19 protein-coding genes are annotated in these 20,375 nt (G+C 43.6%); 13 read left to right on the top strand and 6 right to left on the bottom strand.

The genetic code is table 11. From position 1 onward, the window contains the following. The first annotated feature begins 80 nt into the window (after positions 1–80). The 8 genes from B0E43_RS07875 to B0E43_RS07840 all read left to right on the top strand — a co-directional run bounded on the left by B0E43_RS07875 (position 81) and on the right by B0E43_RS07840 (position 7,593). Entirely contained in the window at positions 81–1,253 is a 1,173-nt protein-coding gene (locus tag B0E43_RS07875; protein ID WP_077348406.1) for an MFS transporter, read from the top strand. After that, a complete protein-coding gene (locus tag B0E43_RS07870; RefSeq protein ID WP_077348405.1) occupies positions 1,250–1,981 on the top strand; it encodes an acyl-[acyl-carrier-protein] thioesterase in 732 nt (243 codons plus the stop codon). The genes B0E43_RS07875 and B0E43_RS07870 overlap by 4 nt, the downstream gene beginning before the upstream one ends. Positions 1,982–2,137: 156 nt before the next feature. Further along, the gene (locus B0E43_RS07865) at positions 2,138–3,190 is read left to right on the top strand and encodes a c-type cytochrome (protein ID WP_077348404.1); all 1,053 of its coding nucleotides are present in this window, start codon (positions 2,138–2,140) and stop codon (positions 3,188–3,190) included. Further along, the gene (locus B0E43_RS07860; protein WP_077348403.1) at positions 3,190–4,539 is read left to right on the top strand and encodes a hypothetical protein; all 1,350 of its coding nucleotides are present in this window, start codon (positions 3,190–3,192) and stop codon (positions 4,537–4,539) included. Before B0E43_RS07865 ends, B0E43_RS07860 begins: the two co-directional genes overlap by 1 nt. A 403-nt stretch (positions 4,540–4,942) precedes the next feature. Next, positions 4,943–5,929: an acyl-CoA desaturase gene (locus B0E43_RS07855; RefSeq protein ID WP_254423384.1), complete on the top strand. Its 987-nt coding sequence runs from the start codon at positions 4,943–4,945 to the stop codon at positions 5,927–5,929. A 12-nt stretch (positions 5,930–5,941) separates the two neighbouring features. Next, on the top strand, positions 5,942–7,135 hold the full coding sequence (locus B0E43_RS07850) for a DEAD/DEAH box helicase (RefSeq protein WP_077348401.1): 1,194 nt from the start codon (positions 5,942–5,944) through the stop codon (positions 7,133–7,135). Positions 7,136–7,145: 10 nt separating this feature from the next. Continuing rightward, complete coding sequence (locus tag B0E43_RS07845; RefSeq protein WP_077348400.1) at positions 7,146–7,406, top strand: cold-shock protein; 261 nt, start codon at positions 7,146–7,148, stop codon at positions 7,404–7,406. Then, positions 7,399–7,593, top strand: coding sequence for a cold-shock protein (locus B0E43_RS07840; protein WP_077348399.1), 195 nt, complete (start codon positions 7,399–7,401; stop codon positions 7,591–7,593). Before B0E43_RS07845 ends, B0E43_RS07840 begins: the two co-directional genes overlap by 8 nt. Before the next feature lie 55 nt (positions 7,594–7,648). Here the strand turns inward: B0E43_RS07840 and B0E43_RS07835 are convergent, their stop codons facing one another. Beyond that, positions 7,649–8,644 (bottom strand): 2-hydroxyacid dehydrogenase, encoded by a 996-nt coding sequence (locus B0E43_RS07835; protein WP_077348398.1) that lies wholly within the window; start codon positions 8,642–8,644, stop codon positions 7,649–7,651. A 101-nt stretch (positions 8,645–8,745) separates the two neighbouring features. Between B0E43_RS07835 and B0E43_RS07830 the strand changes: the two genes are divergently transcribed. Beyond that, complete coding sequence (locus B0E43_RS07830) at positions 8,746–9,180, top strand: Dabb family protein (protein ID WP_077348396.1); 435 nt, start codon at positions 8,746–8,748, stop codon at positions 9,178–9,180. Here B0E43_RS07830 and B0E43_RS07825 read toward each other — a convergent pair whose 3' ends face one another. Continuing rightward, on the bottom strand, positions 9,181–9,588 hold the full coding sequence (locus B0E43_RS07825; RefSeq protein WP_077348394.1) for a hypothetical protein: 408 nt from the start codon (positions 9,586–9,588) through the stop codon (positions 9,181–9,183). Between the two features lie 180 nt (positions 9,589–9,768). Then, positions 9,769–10,869 (bottom strand): peptide-methionine (S)-S-oxide reductase MsrA, encoded by a 1,101-nt coding sequence (gene msrA, locus B0E43_RS07820; protein WP_077348392.1) that lies wholly within the window; start codon positions 10,867–10,869, stop codon positions 9,769–9,771. A 196-nt stretch (positions 10,870–11,065) separates the two neighbouring features. Here msrA and B0E43_RS07815 point away from each other — a divergent pair, with 196 nt between their 5' ends. Then, positions 11,066–11,674 (top strand): outer membrane beta-barrel protein, encoded by a 609-nt coding sequence (locus B0E43_RS07815; protein ID WP_077348390.1) that lies wholly within the window; start codon positions 11,066–11,068, stop codon positions 11,672–11,674. 127 nt (positions 11,675–11,801) lie between these two features. On the opposite strand, the gene B0E43_RS07810 is transcribed toward B0E43_RS07815, so the two are convergent. From B0E43_RS07810 to B0E43_RS07800, 3 genes are all read right to left on the bottom strand, one after another. Further along, complete coding sequence (locus B0E43_RS07810) at positions 11,802–12,317, bottom strand: hypothetical protein (protein ID WP_139352698.1); 516 nt, start codon at positions 12,315–12,317, stop codon at positions 11,802–11,804. Positions 12,318–12,412: 95 nt separating this feature from the next. Beyond that, positions 12,413–13,765 carry a PAS domain-containing sensor histidine kinase gene (locus B0E43_RS07805; RefSeq protein ID WP_077348386.1) on the bottom strand — a complete coding sequence of 451 codons (1,353 nt, stop codon included), beginning with the start codon at positions 13,763–13,765 and terminating at the stop codon, positions 12,413–12,415. After that, positions 13,755–15,143 carry a sigma-54 dependent transcriptional regulator gene (locus B0E43_RS07800; RefSeq protein WP_077348384.1) on the bottom strand — a complete coding sequence of 463 codons (1,389 nt, stop codon included), beginning with the start codon at positions 15,141–15,143 and terminating at the stop codon, positions 13,755–13,757. The genes B0E43_RS07805 and B0E43_RS07800 overlap by 11 nt, the downstream gene beginning before the upstream one ends. Positions 15,144–15,394: 251 nt before the next feature. Between B0E43_RS07800 and B0E43_RS07790 the strand changes: the two genes are divergently transcribed. The 3 genes from B0E43_RS07790 to B0E43_RS07780 all read left to right on the top strand — a co-directional run bounded on the left by B0E43_RS07790 (position 15,395) and on the right by B0E43_RS07780 (position 20,366). Then, complete coding sequence (locus tag B0E43_RS07790) at positions 15,395–16,723, top strand: efflux RND transporter periplasmic adaptor subunit (RefSeq protein ID WP_254423383.1); 1,329 nt, start codon at positions 15,395–15,397, stop codon at positions 16,721–16,723. Positions 16,724–16,904: 181 nt separating this feature from the next. Continuing rightward, positions 16,905–17,603 carry an ABC transporter ATP-binding protein gene (locus B0E43_RS07785; RefSeq protein WP_077348378.1) on the top strand — a complete coding sequence of 233 codons (699 nt, stop codon included), beginning with the start codon at positions 16,905–16,907 and terminating at the stop codon, positions 17,601–17,603. Positions 17,604–17,915: 312 nt separating this feature from the next. Further along, on the top strand, positions 17,916–20,366 hold the full coding sequence (locus B0E43_RS07780; protein ID WP_077348376.1) for an ABC transporter permease: 2,451 nt from the start codon (positions 17,916–17,918) through the stop codon (positions 20,364–20,366). Positions 20,367–20,375: the final 9 nt, after the last annotated feature.

The following is a 20,375-nucleotide window of genomic DNA, read 5'->3' as shown; positions in this document are numbered from 1 at the left end:
AGTTTCTCGCTTTTTCGAAACTTTTCCCAAATCCATCCCATTATTCCTAAATTTGCGAGCCTTTCAACCTACCCAACTTCATGAATTACCTTTCCAAACGCCGCGTGGCTGTAGGAGCGATGTTTTTTTTCGTCGGTCTATGTTTTTCCACCTGGGCTTCCCGGATTCCCGATATTCAAACCAAATTCGGTCTTTCTGAAGGCCAATTGGGGACTTTGCTTCTCTTTTTGCCAATCGGTTCAGTGATTGGACTTCCGCTTGCCGGCTGGGCGGTTCATAAGTTTGGCAGCCGAGTGGTGATACTTACCGGAGGAGTGGCTTATGCGTTGACTTTGCCCCTGATCGGATTGAGCCCCTCTACCTGGACATTGTTGCCCGTTTTGGTGTGTTATGGAATGCTGGGCAACGTGATGAATATCTCATTAAATACCCAGGGACTTAATCTGGAAGATCAGATGGGAAAAAGCATTTTAGGATCTTTTCATGGACTTTGGAGCCTTGCCGGGTTTACCGGTGCCGGGCTGGGTGCTGCATTGATTTGGCTGGACCTTACTCCTGCACAGCATTTCGGAGTGGTGACCCTGATTTCAATTTTGATAATTGCGCTTTCCCAGGGGCTGATTGTCAAAGAAGTAAAATCCTCCGGAGGTAGCGGACTAGTCTTGAAGCGTCCTGATGGCCTGCTCCTTAGGGTTAGCATGATTGCATTTTTAGGTATGATGAGTGAAGGATGCATGTTTGACTGGAGTGGGGTTTATTTCAAAAAGGTAATTTTGGCTGAACCGGAATTTGTTGCCTTGGGCTATGTGGCTTTTATGGGTGCAATGGCTTCCGGGAGGTTTTTTACCGATAAACTTGCTGCCCGCTATACCAAAGTGGCCGTCATTCAGATCAGTGGATTTCTTATTTTCGTTGGCTTGATGTTATCCGTATTAATTCCGACGCTTTGGGCGGCGACCTTGGGTTTTCTCCTGGTTGGGTTGGGAGTTGCGTCGATCATTCCACTTTCCTATGGCATCGCAGGCCGGTCTAAGTTATACTCACCGAGTGTTGCCTTGGCTTTGGTGTCAACCATTTCGTTTTTTGGATTTTTGCTTGGTCCTCCGCTGATCGGATTTGTTGCGGAGTTGTTTGACTTAAAGATTTCCTTCGCACTGGTGGCTTTGTGTGGAATGGGTATTTTGCTCCTTTCTAGTTTTAAGAAAACGGTATTTTTGATTCCACCTAAGTTTCCAAAGAAAGCAACCGCATGAGTTTACCTGAAGGTTTTCAATTCACCAAAACGTTTGAAGTCGGATCTTTTCAGGTTCATCCTGATGGGAATATCAGCCTGAGTTCATTGGCAGATTTTCTTCAGGAGATTGCCTGGAGGCATGCAGATTCGGCAGATTTTGGAAGAAACCTTTTAGAATCTCAGTTGATGTGGGCATTATCCCGATTGGATATCAAGGTTTTTGATTTTCCGAAATGGGGCGAACAAATCACCCTTTTTACAGCCGGAAGAGGAGCTGATAAACTTTTTGCTTTTCGAGAATTTATGGTTTGGGATCAAAATGAGCGGGTTTTGACGAGAGCTATGGCCTCTTGGCTTTTGGTAAATACTGAAACCAAGCGGATTCAAAGACCAGAGCATATTTTGCCTTCGGAGCTTTTTGACCCAACCTTGAAACCAGACTGGCAACCCAAAAAAATCTCCCTTTCGGGGGACCTGTTGGCAACTGAGGAAATTAAAGTCCGGCTTTCAGACCTTGATCTTTACAATCATGTAAATAATACCAGCTATATCCGCTGGGTGGAGAATTTACTTTACGACAATGGAATCCCGCCGAAAGGATTACTCATCAATTACCTGGCTGAATGTGTCGAGGGTGATACCGTGATGCTGAGCCTTTTCAAAAAAGAATCCGGATACTTGGTGGAGGGAAAAGTAGGGAAGAAGCTGGTTTTTTTATCAAAAACTAAGGTTGTCCCTTTAGTTTGATTTTCCCCATTCCTTGTATTGTATTTGATTTAGATCTTTTTTTCTGAATTGAATTAAGGATTTCAACAAGACTGTTTTTCTTCCTGTGACCCAAGTCACCGATTTTCCCTTCTGAAAATTCGGATTTTTGTACCTTAACATGCGATTCAGAGTCAAATGATGCGTCCCTTAGCCAAATTGATTACACTTCTTGTTGCCTTGTTGGGCCTGGTTACAGTCCTAGTCTGTGTAATTGGATTGGTGATTTTTCTGTCAATAAGCGGTGTCCAACTTCCACCTTTGGAGGATACGGACGAATCCACTTCTGCTCTTGTTGCTGCGGTTCCGGTAATTAAATCGCTTGATGATCCCTCCGGAATGTGGCATGCACCGGATTGGGCTACTGTTGAGGCTGAACCCAATGCAGCAGAAATCAAATACGGAAAAGAATTGGTAGCCAATACCGCTGAATTCTTGGGGCCAAATGGCAAGGTTAAATCTATTTCCAATGGAATGAATTGCCAAAACTGCCATTTGCAGGCCGGAACAGCACCTTTAGGAAATAACTATGGAGCGGTTTTTTCTACCTATCCTAAAATGCGTGCAAGGTCAGGAACTGAAGAAGATGTCCAAAAACGCATCAACGATTGCTTTGAGCGAAGTCTCAACGGTCAACCTTTGGAGCGTGATTCCAAGGAAATGATTGCCATGGTGGCTTACATCAGTTGGGTGGGAAAAGATGTTCCAAAGGGACAAATACCCAAAGGTTCAGGGATCTATGAAGTTCCACTTCTCGACCGTGCAGCAGATCCTGCAAAGGGAAAATTGGTGTATGAAAAATATTGCCAAAGTTGCCACACTTCTGAAGGTCAAGGAATGCCAAAACCCGACGGATCAGGCTATATCTATCCTCCGTTGTGGGGGAAAAACAGCTATAATATCGGAGCAGGACTTTTTAGACTTTCCAGATTTGCAGGATATGTAAGAGCAAATATGCCCTTGGGGGCCACTTTTGAAAATCCCATTCTTACTGATGCAGAAGCTTGGGATGTAGCCGCTTATGTCAACAGTTTGGATAGACCGGTTAAAGACCTTGCCCAAGATTGGCCGGATATTTCCAAAAAACCAATAGATCACCCTTTTGGTCCATTTGCTGACGGATTCACAGAGGAGCAGCACAAATTCGGGCCTTTTAACCCAATCAAAGAAGCGAAAGCAAAATCCAACTGATGAAGCGATTTGCCACTGTAATTTTCCTTTTGGGAATCCTTAAAACAGGAATAGCCCAAGAGGAAAAGAGGAAATTTATTGTCAATCCAGATCTACACTTTCGGACTTTCTGGATGAATACCAATTATCCCGGGCAGGATTTCAAGGAAGATTATGCACTTGGGATGACCATGAACCTAGGTGCAAATTTTAGCTATCGGGAAAACTGGAAGCTCCAGGTTGGATATAGAACATTTGCCAATGTCGTAAGTTCTGAGATCTGGGAACCTGATCCGACAACAGGACAGGGAAATCGATATGAAACAGGGCTTTTTGATCTTTTGGAAACAAAAGATCGGTTTTTTGGAAAGTTGGAGACCCTTTCTCTGGAATATTCCAAGCAAAACTTTGGTATAAAAATCGGTCGGATGGGCATCAATTCCGATTGGGTCAACTCGCAAGATGGTAGGCTTTCTCCAACGGCTATCGAAGGCATCCATGTATGGTATGCGCCAAATGACCTTTGGAAATTCTCCGTGTGGGGCATCGAGAGGATGAGTGTCCGAGGCAGTAGTGAGTGGCTTTCAGTTGGAGAAACAGTTGGGATTTATCCAACTGGAAGAACAGTTTCGGGCAAACCAGCTCAGTATTTTGGCAATACCTCCAGTGATTGGGTGGCAATTTGGGAAGTAGATCGGAAAATGGGAAAGGACTCCAAAATCCATTTCTCCAATACGTTTGCCCAAAATCTCTTCTCTACTTTTTGGGTTGCTTTTGAGAAAAACAAAAAAATAGAATCCGGTATTCTGACGGTCGGAATTCAAACTGGTTATCAGCAGGGAATTGGAACAGGCGGAAATGAAAACCCCGAACTAAAGTACAAAGAACCTGAAGATCGTAACTATTCGCTTTCCGGACGGATTGGCTGGAGGAATTCCAGGTGGGTCACACATCTGAATTACAGCCATGTTGGAGGAAGTGGGCGATGGCTGAGTCCGAGAGAGTGGGGAAAGGATGCTTGGTATACATTTGTCCCCAGAGAAAGAAATGAAGGATATGAGAAAGTGGATGCTTTCGTGGGATATGGTGAATATCGGATGGAAAAAATACCACTTTCAATTTATGGTCATCTAGGGTTTCATTGGCTTTCGGACACCAAGGATGCAGCTGCAAACAAGTACAATTTTCCAAGGTATCGGCAAGTAAACCTCGGGATAAAATACCAACCCAAAAAAATCAAGAACCTGGATTTTCATTTGATTTTAGTGAGCAAGGAACCATTAAACCCCGAAAAGCTAAACCCTAATCAAATTTACAATAAGGTCGAAATGATTCATTTCAATGGGATTGTGAATTGGAAGTGGAATTGATGATATGGACGGTGCCGTTAAAATCTATTTTCTTGGGTAATTTGGAAAACCGAATCCATTTCCTCACCTTTGTGGAGTCGAAGAAACGTTTTCGACACTTGACAACAAGTTTGCAACGGTTAAATACCTGCTTAAGTAGCAAATCAAGAGTTCTCCAACAAAGGGTTTTAATTCTTCATCTTCTACTTTTTTGATTCAACAAATGGCTTGTCCATTTACCGAATCAGAATTTGCAGTTTACAATCCTTTCGAGAACCCAAAGATTTCCTTTTACTTAAATCACTCTACTATTAAGACCATTCGATTTTCGGAGTCAGAACTTTCTGATTTCTCAATAACTCTCAAAAGCAGGGTTAACAACTACTTCAAATCCACCCAAAAATCAAAGTTCGCGAACAGAGAAATGATCATCAAGACATGTGTCATGGTGACTCTCTATTTCACTCCAATTATCTTAATTTCAACTGGAGTTGCGAATCAAACTTGGCAGTTATTCGCCTGCTATATTCTCAGTGGCTTGGGCATGGCTGGAATAGGTATGGGTGTGATGCATGACGCCATTCATGGGTCTTTTTCCAAAAATCCCACAGTGAACAAGCTACTTGGCTACACACTTAATATGGTGGGTGCCAATGCAACAGTTTGGAAAATCCAGCACAATGTTCTTCATCACTCATACACGAACATATCTGAGGGAGACGATGATATCAATGCGCCGTTTTTCTTGAGATTTTCTCCAAATGCGCCCAAAAACGCCCTTCATCCTTTTCAGCATTGGTACACCTGGTTCTTCTATGGTTTGTCTACCGTTTCGTGGGTGACCTCCAAGGACTTTGTTCGCTTGACAAGATATTACAGAATGGGCCTGATGAAAGGCAAAAATGTCTACAGAAACTCAATTCTGAAGATCATTGCTTGGAAATTGGTTTATTTTGCTTTCATCCTAGGTCTCCCAATTGCATTTTCTCCATTTGGAGTAGGAGAGATCTTGCTAGCCTATTTAGTGCTTCATTTTATTACAGGATTGAGTATTTCTCTTGTATTTCAAACTGCTCACATCATGCCTAATGTGGATTTTCCAGAGGCAGATGAGCATGGAATTGTAGAAGGTGAGCGTATGCTTCACCAGTTGGTTACTACTTCTAATTATTCTGAAGGGAGTCGGGTATTTGCCTGGATGATCGGAGGATTGAATCATCAGGTAGAGCATCACTTGTTTCCCGATATCTGTCACGTGCACTATCGGAAAATTGCCCCAATTGTAAAAGCCACAGCGGCTGAATACAATATTCCTTATCATACAAAAAAGACATTTTTTGATGCTTTGAAATCACATTTTGAAATGCTCCGGTTTTTGGGCAATTCTGAAATGGTTCGCGTCAAAGCCTGATTTATCCCAACCATGAATAATACTAGAAAAAATACGGTGCCTTCTAATTCACCGCGAGGTGGCAATGTGGACAGACGCCAAGTAAAAAAGAAAAAAGAGTCCACCTTGGACCCAAAGCTTTTTGTGAAAAAAGCCAAGCCAAGTGGACAGGCCGGTTTCAGGACTGAAAAGACCTTCACAGGTTTAAATCTCAATGAAAGGCTTTTAGCCAACATTTTAGCCAAGGGTTACCAAACCCTGACAACTATCCAGGAGCAATCCATTTTGCCTCTCCTTGACGGAAGAGACATGATGGCAATCTCCAAGACAGGTTCTGGTAAAACTGCTGCATTTCTGATTCCGATCATTGAGCATGCCCTGAAGGATCCCAGAAATTATACTGCTTTGGTGGTGACTCCCACCCGCGAACTTGCGCTGCAGATTGAAGATGAATTCAAAAGTCTGACTGCAGGATTGCACTTGTATTCTGCCACGTTTATCGGAGGAACCAATATCAATTCTGATTACAAGCAGCTGGAGCGAAAGCTTCAGGTGATTGTAGGCACACCAGGCAGACTGCTGGATCTTTCCGATCGAAAACTTCTGAAACTGAATCAGGTCAATACCCTTGTTCTCGACGAATTTGACCGGATGCTGGATATGGGCTTTGTCAATGATGTGAAGAAACTGGTGAACCTGATCGGAAAACGTGACCAGACCCTTCTTTTCTCTGCAACTCTTGAGCCTGCTCAAAAGCAATTGATTTCTACACTTCTACACAATCCAATTGAAGTAATTGTAGAGAATGCCGGCGGAACCAACGAAAATATAGAGCAGCAGACGATCAAAGTGCCGGAAGGTGCAGAAAAGTTTGATATCCTCGAAGGACTTGTAAAGAGTCCGGAAATGGAGAAAGTAATTCTCTTTACCGAAACAAAAAGACTGGCCGACAGGCTGGCAAAAAAACTGAATCAAGTCGGCATCTCTGCAGGCCAGATTCATGGAGATAAATCCCAGAATTTTCGAAACAAAATGATCGAAGATTTCAAGAAAGGGAATATACGGGTGCTGGTGGCTACGGATGTCGCTGCCAGAGGAATCGATGTAGCTGATGTTTCACATGTGATCAATTATCAGCTACCGATGACCATGGATGCTTACATCCATCGTATCGGCAGGACTGGACGAGCCGGCAAAGTCGGCCACGCCATCACTTTTGTAAACTAAAATCTGGCTAATGTCTAAAAATCAAAACACGTTCATCAAAAAGCAAAAGGCAGAATTGAGGAAACGGAAACAAAAGGAAAAACTCGAAAAAAAGCTGGAGCGTAAAGCCCAGCCTAAAGATGGAAGCCTCGACAATATGATCGCTTACGTCGACGAGTTTGGAAACTTCTCCGATACTCCTCCCGAACCGCCAATTGTTAAAAAGACAAATTCAACACAAACAAATCAAAACCGAGTAAAAACAAATCAAAATTTCAGAAATCATGAATGAAGGAACAGTAAAATTCTTTAACACTACCAAAGGCTTTGGATTCATCACACCAGCAGACAACAGCGAAGACGTATTCGTACATCACAGCGGTCTGGTTCACGAAATCCGTGAAAACGACAAGGTGAAATATGACCTGGTACAAGGTAAGAAAGGCATCAATGCCGTTAACGTGAAAGTTGTCCGTTAATCGGAACTCTTAGCCAAACAAATCCCCGCAGGTTTACCTTCGGGGATTTTTGTTTTTAGGAGGCTTTCACTTCATTGACCAAGGCTTCGCCTTTTTCGAATGCAGTTATGTTGGAAAGTGTGATTTTTGAAATTTGTTCCAAAGCCTCTTTGGTCAGAAATGCCTGATGTCCCGTGACCAACACATTGGGAAAAGTCATGAGTCGGGCAATCTGCTCGTCCTGCATGATTTCTTCTGAAAGATTCTTGAAGAAAATATTCTCTTCCTGTTCATACACATCAATACCCAAAAAGCCGATTTTTCCGGTTTTTAAAGCTTTGATCACTGCCTTTGTTTCAATCAATGCTCCTCTGCTTGTATTGATTAAAGCCACACCATTTTGCATGAGGGAAATCGTCTGGACATTGATTAGATGGTGTGTTTCTGGTGTGAGCGGACAATGAAGGGAAATGATATGACTGCCGGATAGTACCTCATTCAAAGGAAGGTATTTTACCCCCATCTGTTTCATTTCTTCATTTTCGAAAACATCATAAGCTATAATGCTACAGCCAAATCCCTTGGCTATCCGGCAAAAGGCCCGCCCAATTGCTCCTGTTCCGATTACCCCTATAGTCTTGCCATGGATATTGACACCTGTCAGTCCTTCCAACGAAAAGTTGTTTTCTCGAACCCTATTATATGCTTTATGGGTTTTTCTTGCCAGCGTCAAAATCAAAGCGAAAGCATGCTCGGCCACAGCTTCTGGGCTGTAGGCAGGAACGCGCACGATTTTGATACCATGTTCCGCAGCTGCTTTTAGGTTAATTTGATTATAACCTGCACAGCGAAGTGCGATCAATTTAATGCCCAGCCGCTCCAACTTTTTAATAATAGCCTCATCTACATGGTCATTGACAAAAGAACATATCACCTCATGACCTTCAGCAAGGGAAACAGTATGCAAATCTAACTTGGCTTCGAAAAAACTGAAGGTGTGGCCGGAGTCAGGCAAAAACCGGTTAAAACTCTCCCGATCGTAGGATTTGGTGCTATAGCAGGCTATTTTCATTTGTAATTGAAGTGTGGGGAATTTTTAAAATTGGTAACCGAAAATCAAAATTTGGAAAATTAAAGTCGAATTCTTTATAGTTTAAGGGAAAATTTAAACACATGAAAAAGCTAATCTATCTCATTCCTTTCTTGCTTTTCTGGTCTTGCAGTGAACCAAAGACAGAAGAAATTACCGAAGAAACATTAACAGAAACCCCACCTACCACCATCGAAGAAGCTATGCCAGATTCAGTACTCCGCCACGTTGTTCTTTTTGGATTCAAAGAAACCACCTCACCGGAAGATGTCCAAAAGGTCATAGATGCCTTCAAAGCCCTTCCGTCCCAAATCTCCGAAATCAAGGGGTTTGAATGGGGTACCAATTCAAGCCCTGAAGGATTGAACCAAGGGCTGACCCATGCCTTTACCCTGACTTTTCACTCAGATTCCGATCGGGATGCCTACCTTCCTCATCCGGCACACAAAGCATTTGGTAATGTAATTGGCTCCAGTCTGGACAAAGTCACTGTGGTGGATTACTGGACGAAGCCCTGATCAGCGGTCCACAGGTAGTGTTCCACCGTCTGTTTCTGCTGATTCAGAGGCGTTGATCACTTGCGTAACCACAAACTCACTGGTGCCTCTCCATGGGAGCATGCCGTTAAATTCCTGGTAGCGCAGTTCGAGGTGTTTGCCCGAATTGCGCTCCAATATGGCAGCTACTTCAGGATCTGTCACACTAAATCGGAATTCATTGCTTTGCAAGGCTCCTGAAGTTGGACTTTGAAATCCCTCTTGGACCATTCGGCCTTCATAGGTTTTGAAGATCACTCCTTTTTTGACAAAATAATTGAGACTTCCGGCCTTTACACCCTCACCAAATACAAAATAAAATTTCCACCAAAAAAAGATTCCCAATACCAATACAAGAATCAAACTGGAGACCCAGATAAATTTTTTCATAATTCAAGAATATGTTTGATTAAAGATAATCAGAGGATAATTCAAAAATCAGCATTGAGAAAAAAATTGAAGGGGTCTGATTTTTAAGTTTAGGTTTCACTTTCAAACTTCTGATTATCCCGGGTTTTTCAAAATGGATAAAAAAAAGAGGCTGTCAATTGACAACCTCTAATTATCACTTCAATCCACTAGCCAGACATATTCACCATAGCCTGCTGCATCCATCTCGGCTTTTGGTATGAATTTCATCGCGGCTGAATTCATACAATATCGGAGGTTTGTCGGAGCGGGTCCATCGTAAAAGGAATGCCCTACGTGACTTTTTCCATATTTGCTTCTAATTTCCACACGATTCATTCCGTCTGTTTTATCAATGGGTTTTTCCAAAGCCCGTGCATCGATCGGCTTGGTAAAGCTTGGCCAACCAGAGCCGGATTCGTATTTGTCTTTAGAACTGAATAGCGGTGCGCCAGACACGATGCAAACATAGATCCCAGATTCCTTGTTGCCATTGTATTCATTTTGAAAGGCAAATTCAGTGGCATCTTCCATGGTGACCTCATATTGGAGCGGAGTGAGTTGCTTTTTTAACTCCGTCTTGGACTTGGCAGGGTAGGTACCTTCACTGATGACCGGCCAATTGGTCAGGATGCATTCCTGACGTCCACTGCCGATTTTGTAAGCCATGTATTCTGAGGAGTTTTTCTTGGAGTAATCTTGATGATACTCTTCAGCAGGATAGAAGTTGGTAAACTTGATCACAGGTGTCGCGATGGGTTTGGTGAATTTCCCGGATTGATCCAGGAGTGCTTTTGATGCTTCGGCTACCTTTTTTTGCTCGGCATCATGAAAGAAAATCGCAGATTCGTATTGGGGTCCTCGATCAAAAAATGACCCGCCAACATCTGTTGGGTCAAAAGTTTGCCAGAAAATATCCACCAATTCAGAGTAGGAGATCACTTCCGGGTCAAATGTGATCTGAACCGATTCTCGATGGGATGTTTTCCCAGAAGAAACCTCTGCATAAGTCGGGTCCTTTTCTTTTCCTCCGGAGTATCCCGAAACTACTGAAATTACTCCATCCAGATCCTCAAAAGGGGCTTCAACACACCAAAAACAACCTCCGGCAAAAGTCGCAAGTTGAGTTTTGGAGGAAAAGACCTCCTTTTTTTCTGCCTCAAGTTCAGAATTGGAAGCCTCTCCTGTTTCTCCAGGATTGGTTCCACAAGCCAACAATAGGCTCAGAATCATACTTATCATAAGCGTGGTTATTTTTTGCATCTTGGAATTTTCTACTGATTTAATTCAAATTTTGGTCAGCTTTTTGCCCTAAACAAAACAACCAAATACATCCTTCTGTTTCGGTGGCTTTGTTAAATAGATTTAATTCTGCTCTAAGTCAATTACGGTACAGGTGGGGGTTTGGATTTTCGGCCTGCATACAATTTGGCCGAATTTTAACAAAAAGCCCAATTAAATGCCTGAGGCTATGAGAAACCTGAATAAAATATTTCCACTTCTACTTCTCGGACTTTTCTTACCGTTCTTAGTTCAAGGACAGCAAGGCTCTGGGTTTGGGGTAAAAGGAGGCCTCAATTACAACACCAGTGGAAAATACTTCAAAGATGCCGGTCAGATTCTAACGACCCCTGGAGAAAATATGGGCTACCATATCGGGGTATTTTACAAAATGACCAGCTACGATATTTCACTTCGTCCGGAGTTGATTTACACTAAAAACAGTTTTGAGACTGACTTGGGAGCTGTCCAGTATCAAAAAATAGACATGCCGATTTTGGTGGGATTCCGCCTGTTTCAGGTGATTGGATTTAACTTTGGACCATCCTTGCATTATACCCTTAAAGAAGAATTTTCAATTCCGGAGAATTTTGAAGAAACCGAGCCTTTTGGGCTTGGATTTCAATTGGGTTTGGGAGTCAATATAGGTCCGGTTGGTCTGGATTTGCGATTTGAAAGAGAATTGAACGAACGGAAATACAACCTCGAAAATGTTCTGGGCAAAGAAGATTACAAAAACCAGCAATTGATTCTTGGGCTGTCTTTTTTGATACCGGGGAAAAAATAGGTGTTGGAAATTTTATTGGAGCATAGGTTGACAAATACTCACCAGGTGTCTTCTCTGCTTAAGAAAAGAAGCCTAAACTCAATAAAAGAAAATTATGCTGCTGCCAAGATTGCTGAAAATCACAAGTCTATTTGACCAGATTTGAAAAAAAACTTTTCAATCGCAAGGCTTCCTCATCATCCACTTTTTTGTCCTCAAGAACATTCTGAATTACCTCAAACATTTCTTCAAATGGCGCCTGAGACCTGAGGTGGCCATTTTTTTCAAGCCATTGATTGAGTTTGTAAATTTCATAGGTGTTGATGTCTCCACTCGCAAGGATCCCTTTGAAGATCCCACTGAGAAAATATAGGTTAGGAGTGTCCTCATTTTTGGCATCAAGCTCCTCCAGAAAGTTGTTCAGGATATGCTTTATCACTTCAATTTCTTCCGAATTGACTTTGCCATCCTTAATGATCGGCTTGATTTCATTGTGAAGCTTTTGAAAGGCTTCCATTTCACAAAGCGGTTCAAATTCACTGCACCAACTTTTCAGTGCCTGATATTCATTTCGTGAGACGACCCCATCAAGTGATACCCCATAGATCAATCCTGAAAGCTGAAAGGCAGCATTTTTTATCTCGGTGTTATTTGGGTTTTTCATGGAATTATTTTTCCAATAATTTACAACCATTCTATTCAAATAGACAGGATGCTAAAGGGATTTTTTTTACTAAAAATCACTTGAAGAATTGGGAACTACCTGAAATTCAATGTAAAAATTGTCTTCACATTGGGCGAAGAGGTCACCTGTAGGCTTCCCCGATGCAGGTTCATGATCTGTCTTGAAATCGCCAAACCAATGCCTGAACCTGTCTTTTTGGTGGTGTAAAACGGTACAAAAATCCGCTCTAAAGCTTCGGGAATAATCCCCGATCCGTGGTCTTCCACCTGAATGATTGTGCCAAGATCACCTTGGCCCAAAGCTTTTAGAATAATTGTCCGGTCTGCCTGATTTTGAATGGATTCACTGGCATTTTTTACCAGATTGATCAGAATCATCGTGATCTGATCAGGGTCACAGAGAACCTCCAATTCTCCGGGTATGATCTCTGTTTGGATATCGATATGATTGGATTTCAGTTCCTCTTTCATCAGGCCGATGACATTTTCAAAAAGCTGTCTGACGGGCACCAATTCCTTTTTTGGTTCCGGGATATTGGTATAATCCCGGTAGGCATTTACAAAAGTGACCAAGCCTTTGCTCCGATTGGCTATGGTATCAAGCCCTTCCTGAATATCCTGAAAACCGTCTTTTTTGATCAGGAATCCTTCCTGCTGCACGTAGCTGTCCTCATCCAATATCGTCCGGAGCGACTCCACCAAACTCGAAATCGGGGTGATGGAATTCATGATTTCATGGCGCAATACCTTTGTCAGATTTTGCCAGGCTTCCAGTTCGTTGGACTGGAGTTCTGCATTGATATTTTGGAGAGAAAGCAAAGACCAGCTTTGACCGCCCATTTTCAGGGAAGCAGACTGGATGATCAGGTGGAGACTGGCATTTACCTTGAAAGAAATCCGCTGACCGGGCTTCATTTCGACCACCTCTTTCAGAAGTTTTGAAGAAAGTTTACCCAGATCAGTGATGTCTCTGAACTGTGGAATCTGAAGCAAATGCTTGGCGGCGTTGTTGATCACACCGATTTTCCCATCGGCATTGAAGGAGATGATTCCAGTATTGATATGCTGGATGATCACCTGGAGGAAAAGCATCTGTTCCTCTTTTTCAGCCCGGGTTTGTTTGAAAACGTCCATCACCTCATTGAAAGCCTTGTTTACTTCCCGAAAGGAACCTCCCATTTTACTGTCTGAAGTGAACGAGGAGGAAAAGTCTGTAAATCGGATGGAATCCAGAAAACGGGCGAGCTTATGATTGATGGAGTTGACGTAATAGATCATCTCACCGGTCAAAAAAGCAACAATCAGAGCCAATATTCCCGGCGCAAGCCACAATTCTTGGACATAAAAAAGCCAAATACCCAAAAACAGACATATCGTAATCAGTACTATCCGGGCAACAATTCCGACCGAAAACCTCTTATAGACCATATTTTTCCAATCTTCTATAGAGCGATGACCGGGTTAGGCCCAGTTCATCTGCCGCCCGGGTGATATGGCCATTGTGCTTTTGAAGGGCTTTCCGGATGAGAATTCGCTCCACGTCTTCGATGTTCAGATGTTCGAGACTTACTGATTCCTCTTTTTGGTCAGGTTGGGCCATTTTCTGCAAAAACAAGTCCTCAGGCTGTAAGACGTTGTGATTGCTCATGATGACCGCACGCTCGATGCTGTGCTGGAGTTCACGGATATTTCCAGGCCAGTGGTATTTCGTCATTCGCTTGACCAAAGGTTCAGAGGCTTTTCGGATATCCTTGTTGTACTTTTTAGAATAGTAGGAAATAAAATGGTCGGCCAAAAGCGGAATATCCTCGATTCTTTCGCGAAGTGGGGGAAGTTGGATTTCGATGGTATTGATCCGATAGAGCAAATCCTGGCGGAACGTATTGTCATACACCATGTTGTGAATCGGCATATTGGTAGCCGAAATCAAGCGAATATTGACATCTACGGGGCGATTGGCTCCAACGCGAGTCACCTGTCGGTTTTGAAGTACGGCCAGAAGTTTGGCTTGAAGGGGTAAGGGTAGGTTTCCGATTTCATCCAGAAAAAGTGTCCCCTTGTGGGCTTGCTCAAATCTTCCAGCCCGGTCTTCTTTTGCGTCGGTAAAGGATCCTTTTTTGTGTCCAAAAAGCTCTGATTCAAATAGTGTGGAAGTGATCGATCCCAGATCTACAGCGACAAATGCCTCGCGGTTTCTTCTGGAGTGTCTGTGGATTGCGCGCGCGATGAGTTCTTTACCAGTGCCGTTTTCTCCCAAAATCAACACGTTGGCATCTGTTGCAGCCACCCGCTCGATGGTTTCAAATACCTGTTGCATGGATGCACTTTGGCCGATTATGTCTTTGAATTTGTTGTCAATATCCTGCTGCATGGTATCTTTTTGATCCTTGAGCAGGTTTACTTCGAGTTTTTTCTGACGCAGTCTCAGGGCCGAATTCAAGGTGGCAAGAAGCCGCTCATTTTCCCAAGGCTTGAGTACAAAATCTGTTGCACCTTCTTTGATTGCCTTCACCGCCAGATTCACATCTCCATAGGCGGTGATCAAGACCACCACAGCGGAGGGATCCAGTTCCAATATCCGGTCCAGCCAATAGAACCCTTCCTGTCCAGAACTCACATCTTTGGTGAAGTTCATGTCGAGCATGATCACATCATATTGCTCGTTATGAGTGAGGATGGGAAGCAGGTCAGGGTTGGTTTCAGTGTCGACTTGGGCGAAATGTCGCTTAAGAAAAATCTTCGCCGCCTTTAGCAGGTCTTCGTTGTCATCGACGATGAGAATTTTACCGAATCTTTGGTCAGTCATAAAAAGAAAGAATTTTAGCAGCTGGCATCGATGCCAAACCTCCGACTTCTTGTTCCAAAAGTTTGCCGATTTTTCGAGAGGCTTGAAATTGACTGAAAAGTGCCATTTTCGGACAATTTTGGCCGATTTTAGGTTTGACTTTTCATTGAAGAAGATAATAAGAAAATTTCGCCTTTGATCCACTTTTGTTCGGTGGCGGACGAAAATGTTCGAGACTTGAAATTTGCATTTTCTGCAAATCCCAATTTGGAGTGCCCAGAGGCTATTTTTCGCATGGCACAGCCTTTGGCACAAAGAGCACGGGCCAAGTAGGGCATTTTCACACAATGGACAGAAAAATAGAAAAGAAAACCTGGACTCTCCGAAGGATCGCTGCCGTAGGCGGTGGAGCCATTTTGTTGGGGGGAATTATTTATCAAATCGGATTTGCAGACCACCGATCTACCATGAATGTAGAGGAAGACAGGCTCAGCATCGCTACCGTTTCCACCGGACAATTTACTGATTACATTTTGGTTTCAGGACAGATCGAACCTGCGCGGACAGTATATCTCGATGCGATCGAAGGAGGAGTTGTTGACCAGGTGATCAGGGAATCCGGAGCATTACTGAGAAGAGGCGATACGATCCTTATCCTAAGCAACTCCAATCTACAGCTGGATGTGATGCAGCGGGAAACGATGCTTTACGAGCAAATCAATAACCTGCGTCAAACCCGCCTCTTTCTCGATCAAAACGATCTGAGTCAACAGGGTCAGCTTGCCGAGATTGATTACCAAATCAGCTTGCTGAAGCCCCAATACGAAAGATTCAAGGAGCTCCATGGAAAAAAATTGGTTTCTGACCGTGAATTTGAAGAAGTCAAAGAGCAATACGAATACAACCTGAAGCGGAAGGAATTGACTTATAAGTCTTACAAGAGCGATTCCATTGCAAGATCGTATCAGCTGCAGCAGCTTCGTCAATCAGAAGGCCGCATGAACGCATCGCTAAGTGGGGTCGGTAATATCCTCAATAACTTGGTTATCACTGCTCCGATTGCAGGCCAATTGGCCACTCCTGAGCAGCTCGAAATCGGCCAGGCCATCAACCCAGGCCAACGCTATGGTCAAATTGATATTCTGGATGAGTTTAAGGTGAAAGTACCGATCGATGAACTCTACAATCCACGAATCAGTCTGGGACTTCGGGGAAAATTCACCCTCAGCGGCAAGGACTATGAACTCGAAATCATCAAAAGCTATCCAACGATTATCAACAGCCGATTTGAAGTGGATATGGCTTTCACAGGTGAAATTCCTGAAGGAATCCGAAGAGGGCAAAGTGTCAGAATCCGTCTTGAACTTGGCCAAAGCGAGCAGAGCCTGCTCCTTCCAACTGGTGGATTCTTCAAGGATACCGGAGGCAACTGGGTGTTTGTTCTCAATCCAACCACTGGAGTCGCTGAAAAACGAAACATCCGTCTGGGAAGAAAAAATCCTGAATTCTACGAAGTCCTAGAAGGTTTGGTAGAAGGAGAGAAAGTCATCGTCAGCGGCTACGAGAATTTTGGCACTAACGAAGTCTTGGAACTCAAATGATTTCGGATGTTTGATTTCGGATTTCGGATTTTTGTCAACTCGAAATTTGATGTCTAACCTGATTGAATTGGAGTCTTTTAAAAAAATGAAAATCAAATAAATAAATAAAAAAATAAACAAACAGGATCAGGGTTTCTGGTAACAAAAATCCGAAATCTGCGATCCGAAATCCGAAATCCTTATGGAAAACGTCATCAAAACAGTAAACCTTCGCAAGCTTTATGCTACAGAAGAAGTGGAAACCACCGCTCTGGATGGTATTCAGATTGAAATCAAAAAAGGCGAATTTGTCGCCATCATGGGGCCTTCAGGTTGTGGTAAATCCACGCTTCTGAATATCATTGGTCTCCTGGACAATCCGGATAGCGGAGAATACTTCTTTCTTGACAAGGAAGTTGCCAAGTTTTCTGAGCGTCAGCGCTCTGCTTTGAGAAAGGGAAATATTGGTTTCGTATTCCAGTCATTTAACCTGATCGATGAACTGACTGTGTTTGAAAACGTCGAACTTCCGCTGCTTTATCTTAAAATCCCTTCTGATGAGCGTAAGAAAAAAGTGGAAGAAGTGCTATCCCGCATGAATATCATGCACAGAAGAAATCACTTCCCACAGCAGCTTTCCGGTGGTCAGCAGCAACGTGTGGCAATTGCCAGAGCTATCGTAGCCAAGCCATCTGTGATCCTCGCCGATGAACCTACAGGTAACCTGGATTCAACCAACGGAGAGGAAGTAATGAGACTTCTCGAAGAACTTAACAACGAAGGAACCACTATCGTGATGGTAACTCACTCTCCGCATGACGCCAACTACGCGCACCGAATCATCAACCTGTTCGATGGTAAAGTAGTGACTGAGAATATTCGGGAGCAGTTTCACGTGTAAGAAGTAGGGGAGTAGGAGGTTGTGAAGTAGGAAGTTAGGTGCTAAACCGTATCCAACTTCGCACTTCCCACCTTTAATTTCCCGACACTGCTTCCTGATTACTGTGACTGGGAACTGATCATTGAAAACTGACCGCCTGCGACCAATAAGTCCTCTGACGGACAAAGCAAAATAACCGAAAAGGCCTGAGAGTCCATCTCAGGCCTTTTTTTGGAACTGGCATTTTCTATGCAACCTTTCGGAACTAGCAAGCATCTCACCTATTGAAAGCTAAACCAATTCCTTTTTCGACCGCCTTTTAATTCTTCCCCCATGCTGAAAAACCACCTCCTCATCGCATTCAGGAATCTCAAAAAACACAAATTTTATTCCCTGATCAATATTCTCGGCTTGTCCGTCGGTGTGGCGGTCTGTCTGATTATTTCACTGTTTGTAATCAATGAGATTTCCTATGACCGGCATTTCACCAATGCGGATCGCATCTACCGTGTTCACAGTGACATAGTATTCGGAGGCAATCACTGGGATATGGTCCTTGCGCCAGCTCCGATGGCTGAAGTTCTTCCACAGGAATTTCCGGAGGTTGAGGCCGCGGTGCATTTTAGAGGCAGGGGTTCTTATCTGGTGAAAAAAGGCGAGGAAAACATCAAAGAGGACGGTGTCATCTGGGCAGGGAAGGATTTTTTCAAGGTTTTTGATCTTCAGGTATTACAAGGAAATGCTGACGGGGTCCTGTCTGAGCCAAATACCATGGCAATCAGCCAAAAGGCTGCGGAAAAGTACTTTCCGGGACAGGATGCAGTGGGAAAGTCTCTGATCCTGGATCATGATATGGAGTTTCGCATCACGGCAGTTTATGAAGATATTCCAGTCAATACCCATTTCCATTTTGACTTTTTACTTGCTGCGGCTGGATTGGATGAAGCCAAGCGGATTGTTTGGCTGAGCAATAATTTCCAGACCTACTTGCTACTCCGGGAGGGTGCCACTTCGCAGGATCTGGAGACCAAATTTGATCACCTCATCAAAAAGCATATCGAGCCGGAGATCGCTCAGGTTTTTGGAGAAGGTGCCGGTTTGGAAACACTCTCAAGCAGTGGGGGCAAATTGGAGTTTAGCCTGCAGCCGCTCCTGGATATCCACTTGAAAAGCGATTTGCTTGGTGAGTTTGAGCCCAATTTTAACATCACTTATGTCTATCTATTTGTAGCCATTGCCTTGTTTATTCTGGTGATTGCTTGCATCAACTTCATGAACCTGTCTACTGCCCGATCCGCCAACCGTGCCAAAGAAGTTGGGATCCGGAAAGTAATGGGCTCATTTAAGATTCATCTGATTCGCCAGTTTCTCCTAGAATCTCTGGTAATCAGCTGTGTGGCTTTTGTCCTTGCTATCCCGGCTGTGGTATTGGCTTTGCCGGTATTTAATGACCTGGCGGGTAGAAGCCTTACTATTCCATTTTCAGACTTGGCATTTTATGGGATATTGGTCTTAGGTGCAGGAGTAACAGGTTTAATGGCAGGGATTTATCCTGCGTTTTATCTGTCGGGATTCAAACCCATTGAGATTTTAAAGGGAAAAGTGTCGCTGGGAATGAAAAGCGGCATGATTCGAAGCTCGCTGGTGGTATTTCAGTTTTCAATCTCCATTATTCTGATTATTGCGACGATGGTGGTATTCAAGCAGTTGGATTACATCCAAAATAAGAAGATCGGATTCAACAAAGATCAGATCATTACTGTAGATGATATCTTTGCGCTCCAGGATAACAGGCAGGCTTTCAAAGAAGAAGTTCTGAAAAACAGCATGATGGAAAGCGGTACCCTGACTGGCTTTTTGCCGGTTTCCGGCACCTGGAGAAGTGATTCTCCCTGGTGGGCAGAAGGAAAAGACCCCAAGCAAACCGAAAACCTGGTCAGCATGCAAAACTGGGAGGTTGACTATGATTACATCAAAACCCTCGGGATGAATATGGTCGATGGCCGGGATTTTTCGATCGAATTCCCATCAGACTCCAACGCTGTCATCATCAACGAAACCGCTCTTCGTAATCTCCATTTTGAAGGAAATCCCATCGGCCAAAAGATTTATTCACTTGCGGGTGGGGAACAACTGAGTATGGACTCGACTACTTTCAGGACGGTAGTCGGAGTCGTGGAAAATTTTCATTTTGAGTCACTGAAAGAAAACATCGGAGCGGTCATGATTTTCTTAAGCGAAAACCCGACAGGGATCGCTTCTTTCCGCTTCCAATCTCAGGATACAGAAGCGGTGATCGCACATCTGGAAGGAACTTGGAATCGTTTTGCCCCAGGTCAGCCTTTTACCTATTCTTTCCTGGATGACCGGTTTGGGAATATGTATGCCTCAGAAGTCCGACTGGGAAAGGTTTTCGGGATTTTTGCAGGTTTTGCCATTCTGATTGCCTGTTTGGGACTGTTTGCTTTGGCGGCATTTACCGCTGAACAACGAACCAAGGAAATCGGAATCCGAAAGGTGCTGGGATCCAGCGTTGGCAATATCATGTTACTGCTCTCAAAGGAATTTACCAAACTGGTGCTGATATCCTTTGTGATTGCGACTCCATTGGCATGGTTTGCAGTCAATAGCTGGCTTCAGGATTATGAATTCCGAACCGAAATAGGATGGGCAGTTTTTATCGCTGCAGGTCTTTTCGCCTTGGTTATTGCGCTGGCCACCATCAGTTTTCAATCATTGAAAGCCGCCACCTCCAATCCAGTTAATTCACTGAAAAGCGAATAGAAAAGTAGC

Origin of the sequence: Algoriphagus sp. A40 (genome assembly GCF_002002735.1) — a bacterium.
GTDB lineage: Bacteria > Bacteroidota > Bacteroidia > Cytophagales > Cyclobacteriaceae > Algoriphagus.
The sequence above is the reverse complement of the archived record's forward strand: the minus strand, read 5'-3'. Positions and strand labels throughout refer to the sequence as shown.

What these genes read in the sequence shown, in the direction of transcription:
- B0E43_RS07875 (WP_077348406.1), top strand. Translation starts at nt 81, where the DNA reads ATGAATTACCTTTCCAAACGCCGCGTGGCTGTAGGAGCGATGTTTTTT.
- B0E43_RS07870 (WP_077348405.1), top strand. Translation starts at nt 1,250, where the DNA reads ATGAGTTTACCTGAAGGTTTTCAATTCACCAAAACGTTTGAAGTCGGA.
- B0E43_RS07865 (WP_077348404.1), top strand. Translation starts at nt 2,138, where the DNA reads ATGATGCGTCCCTTAGCCAAATTGATTACACTTCTTGTTGCCTTGTTG.
- B0E43_RS07860 (WP_077348403.1), top strand. Translation starts at nt 3,190, where the DNA reads ATGAAGCGATTTGCCACTGTAATTTTCCTTTTGGGAATCCTTAAAACA.
- B0E43_RS07855 (WP_254423384.1), top strand. Translation starts at nt 4,943, where the DNA reads ATGATCATCAAGACATGTGTCATGGTGACTCTCTATTTCACTCCAATT.
- B0E43_RS07850 (WP_077348401.1), top strand. Translation starts at nt 5,942, where the DNA reads ATGAATAATACTAGAAAAAATACGGTGCCTTCTAATTCACCGCGAGGT.
- B0E43_RS07845 (WP_077348400.1), top strand. Translation starts at nt 7,146, where the DNA reads ATGTCTAAAAATCAAAACACGTTCATCAAAAAGCAAAAGGCAGAATTG.
- B0E43_RS07840 (WP_077348399.1), top strand. Translation starts at nt 7,399, where the DNA reads ATGAATGAAGGAACAGTAAAATTCTTTAACACTACCAAAGGCTTTGGA.
- B0E43_RS07835 (WP_077348398.1), bottom strand. Translation starts at nt 8,644, where the DNA reads ATGAAAATAGCCTGCTATAGCACCAAATCCTACGATCGGGAGAGTTTT.
- B0E43_RS07830 (WP_077348396.1), top strand. Translation starts at nt 8,746, where the DNA reads ATGAAAAAGCTAATCTATCTCATTCCTTTCTTGCTTTTCTGGTCTTGC.
- B0E43_RS07825 (WP_077348394.1), bottom strand. Translation starts at nt 9,588, where the DNA reads ATGAAAAAATTTATCTGGGTCTCCAGTTTGATTCTTGTATTGGTATTG.
- msrA (WP_077348392.1), bottom strand. Translation starts at nt 10,869, where the DNA reads ATGCAAAAAATAACCACGCTTATGATAAGTATGATTCTGAGCCTATTG.
- B0E43_RS07815 (WP_077348390.1), top strand. Translation starts at nt 11,066, where the DNA reads ATGCCTGAGGCTATGAGAAACCTGAATAAAATATTTCCACTTCTACTT.
- B0E43_RS07810 (WP_139352698.1), bottom strand. Translation starts at nt 12,317, where the DNA reads ATGAAAAACCCAAATAACACCGAGATAAAAAATGCTGCCTTTCAGCTT.
- B0E43_RS07805 (WP_077348386.1), bottom strand. Translation starts at nt 13,765, where the DNA reads ATGGTCTATAAGAGGTTTTCGGTCGGAATTGTTGCCCGGATAGTACTG.
- B0E43_RS07800 (WP_077348384.1), bottom strand. Translation starts at nt 15,143, where the DNA reads ATGACTGACCAAAGATTCGGTAAAATTCTCATCGTCGATGACAACGAA.
- B0E43_RS07785 (WP_077348378.1), top strand. Translation starts at nt 16,905, where the DNA reads ATGGAAAACGTCATCAAAACAGTAAACCTTCGCAAGCTTTATGCTACA.
- B0E43_RS07780 (WP_077348376.1), top strand. Translation starts at nt 17,916, where the DNA reads ATGCTGAAAAACCACCTCCTCATCGCATTCAGGAATCTCAAAAAACAC.